Genomic DNA, 3,145 nt, shown 5'->3' on the forward strand with positions numbered 1-3,145 from the left:
TTATCTTTTCTCGTTGCAGCTTTAGGTTTAAGCCAAATGGACTTCTCCTCTTCCTCTCCTTTTGAAGGCTCTTTCCTCTCTGTGGGGATTGGTTCTCTTATCGTTATGCTGATCAGCCTTGCAAGTGGGAGCTTTGGTGCTGGACGTTTTGCAGAAACATCAGGGGCCCTTCATGGCTTTTTAACCTGGGCTCTGTTAACACTTCTGATGGCTCTCCAAGCTTCCCTCTTGGTCTCAAGTGCAGCAAGCTTAAGCGCTAAGATTGTCTCAGAAAGTGGTGCAACACAACAAATCGTGGATAGTCTTAAAACAGATGTCTTTCCCTTTCTTTCAAAATTAAACGGCAAAAATGTTGAAAGTTTTTTGCGTGAGAACACCGAAAATGGGGTCGATTTTGATAAACTCCGCAGCGAGTTGCGCACCCTTCTCAAAAAAAGCGAAATCTCTGCTCTTGATCCTGACCGCTTGAAACAAGCCTATCAGAAAGCGCTCAAAGATGTTGGTTCAGTACTAACGGCTTTCAAAAACGATCCTTCTCACTCTCGCATATATTTGAGAGAGCTAAGACATCGTCTTTCTGACCATATCCAAACCATGACGGCAAAGTTTAATCAGAGCGAGATCATCGACGACCTTATGAAAGGGGGCATGACACGTGCTGAGGCACAAAAAGCAGCCAACCATGCACTGGATGTTTATCAAACAGCAGAGGCAAAAATTGGACAAACAATCAAAGCTTTTGAGCAACAGGCTAATACCTTGTCTGAAAAGCTAAACACAGCAAAAAACAATGCCCATCACGGTGCGGATAAAACTGCTAAAACAGCATCGCACATGGGATGGTGGGGCTTCTTGGGAAGCTTGATTGGTGCCATCCTTTCCAGTGTTTTTGGCTATTATGGTTACAGAAGCCGTAAGAACTCTTTCACGCTTTAATAACTTTCCTTTCATAAACCATGAAACCAATAAAAAGCTGTACAATCGGGTGCAGCTTTTTGTTTGCAAACCTTCTTATGCCTTTGTTGTAGGAAATGATCCTTCATACGCATAAAAGAACTAAGGGCTCTCTCTTCTGCGATCACTTAGCATCCTTGCTCAAAAACCTTGTATGGAGGAGAACTGAAGTCTCCCTGTTCAAGCACCATCTCCACCTTTACCTGCTGTAAACCAAAGACAATCTGTTGGCACGCTCGTTTAGCGTTCTGATTTGCTTAAGCCATCAAGCCTGTTCTCTTTTGAGCGGATTAACCCCATGGCGATATTTTAGCAAGCTTCGAACCAGGAAGCTGATCCTGTTCCTCAAGTAGATTGCCAAAAAATTGCCCAAAGTAATATTGTTTATATGCGCAAAAGTGGACAATTTGCGCAAGAAATTTTTGAGAAAGTCGCTCAAACTTGATCCAGAAATGGAAGAAGATATTCACAATGTGGATGTGGTCGCTTTCTGGAGGGCAATTAAGCAAGAGAAGTTTGCTGGGATTGTTGCTGAAAGTATTTTGGGGATATGCTCTCTGAGCTTGCTTAAGGAATAAGAAGGTTTGCAAACAATTGGGGTGATGCCGGAAATGCCAGCTTGCCCTAGTCCAAATGGGGGACGCAATATCCTTATTGTCAGTCTGTTTAAAGAGAAAGAAGATAATCTTTACACAAGGAGGCTGTTTTGTGAAATATAATATGTGATGTTTGTTCTGTTTGCGCTGTGTCATGAAGTTTGAAAGTATTTTTAAATGTTATAAAACATGTTACCTATCACTTTTATAAATGAATTGCTTTTTGATAGTATCGGAAAATTTAAACAGAGATTGTGTTAGGTTGTAGAATGTTTTGTTCAGCTTTTTTAAAAAAGCGTGAAATATATGGACCGCTTTGTATAGGTTTTGATCCTAGTCACCACATTTTACAATCATGGAACTTAAGCTTTGATTATAAAGGATTAAAAGACTTTTGCGATATCCTCTTAGCGGCAGTTGTTGGTCATGTGGGTATCATAAAACCACAAGTCGCATTTTTTGAATTATATGGTGTGGAAGGCCTTCAAGTTCTCAAAGAACTTATTGAAAATGCACACGAACAAGGTTTATTGGTTATCGCTGATGCAAAAAGGGGTGATATTGGCTCTACTGTGGAAGCTTATGGGAAAGCTTGGCTTGGTTCAAGCAGCGCATTTAAAGCTGACGCTATAACAGTCAATGCTTTCCTGGGTTTTGATGCTCTTATACCTCTGATAAAGGTTGCAGAAGAAACAGCAACAGGAGTTTTTGTGGTTGTGCAATCTTCAAATCCAGAAGGCAAGCCCATTAGAAATGCACGTATCGGCAACCAAACACTCTCTGTTCATTTGGCACAGCGTATTTGTGACTATAATAGCCAGTCTTCAGGCAAGCATCAGTCTGTTGGTCCTATCGGTGCGGTCATTGGAGCAACATTAGGAAATGAATCAAAAGATACAATCGAGCAATTAAAAAACAGTCTGTTTTTGGTTCCTGGTGTTGGCGCTCAAGGTGGAACAATAAAACAATTGGCAGATCAATTTCCTCAAAGGCTATGGCAGAATATCATTCCCTCAGTTTCACGATCGATAACAGATGCTGGTCGCAATGTTGTTGATTTAAAAAACATTATTAATAGCTTTGTGGAGCAATCTCAAAGCACTCTCTTGTCTTGAGGTTCTTTTGCTTACGGTATAAAGATGAAAATCTCTTATAAACGAAGGGTGCTTATTCCAAATAAATGCTTTTGGGCTTATCCAAAATTAGCAGTTGCTAGAAGTGAGAATGACTAAAATCAAAAATTACTTGTGGTACTGCTAAAAATTACTGACTCATATTCCACTTAGTGTTTAGATAGGCATAAAAAATGGAGCAGATGATACTTGGGAGGCATTGATTTGATGGAGGGAAAGGAAAACGCAGTCGGTTTTGGGAAACGTGTTTAAGTGCAAAAAGTCTTCCGCAGCCTGAGGTTGAGGTTAGTTTATCCCCTTCTTTGGAGATATTAGAAAACCAGAAAGTAAGTCTCGGACATACTACAATGGCTAATGGCTGTACGGATGACAAGCTATGGTGATGATCGTGTTTTTTTCCTATACACAACCGTTTTTAGGTGTGGTCTTACAGGAATATGCAGCTTGGTCAGTTTTAATATG

Annotated in this window: 2 protein-coding genes and 1 pseudogene; all 3 read left to right on the plus strand. The window is 40.5% G+C overall.

The features are described 5' to 3' along the window. The coding region (locus ACFIK8_RS08790) for a YrzE family protein (RefSeq protein WP_375669207.1) at positions 1-936 on the plus strand (936 nt) is incomplete at its 5' end. Positions 937-1,819: 883 nt separating this feature from the next. Continuing rightward, positions 1,820-2,665: an orotidine-5'-phosphate decarboxylase gene (gene pyrF / locus ACFIK8_RS08795; protein WP_014924353.1), complete on the plus strand. Its 846-nt coding sequence runs from the start codon at positions 1,820-1,822 to the stop codon at positions 2,663-2,665. Between the two features lie 269 nt (positions 2,666-2,934). Continuing rightward, positions 2,935-3,145, plus strand: a pseudogene (locus ACFIK8_RS08800) (isocitrate/isopropylmalate dehydrogenase family protein); the annotation flags it as partial.

The organism is Bartonella sp. MR168JLCBS (assembly GCF_042194175.1).

Excerpts from the sequence above, each read along its gene's own strand:
- pyrF (WP_014924353.1), top strand. The coding sequence starts at position 1,820 with ATGTTTTGTTCAGCTTTTTTAAAAAAGCGTGAAATATATGGACCGCTT.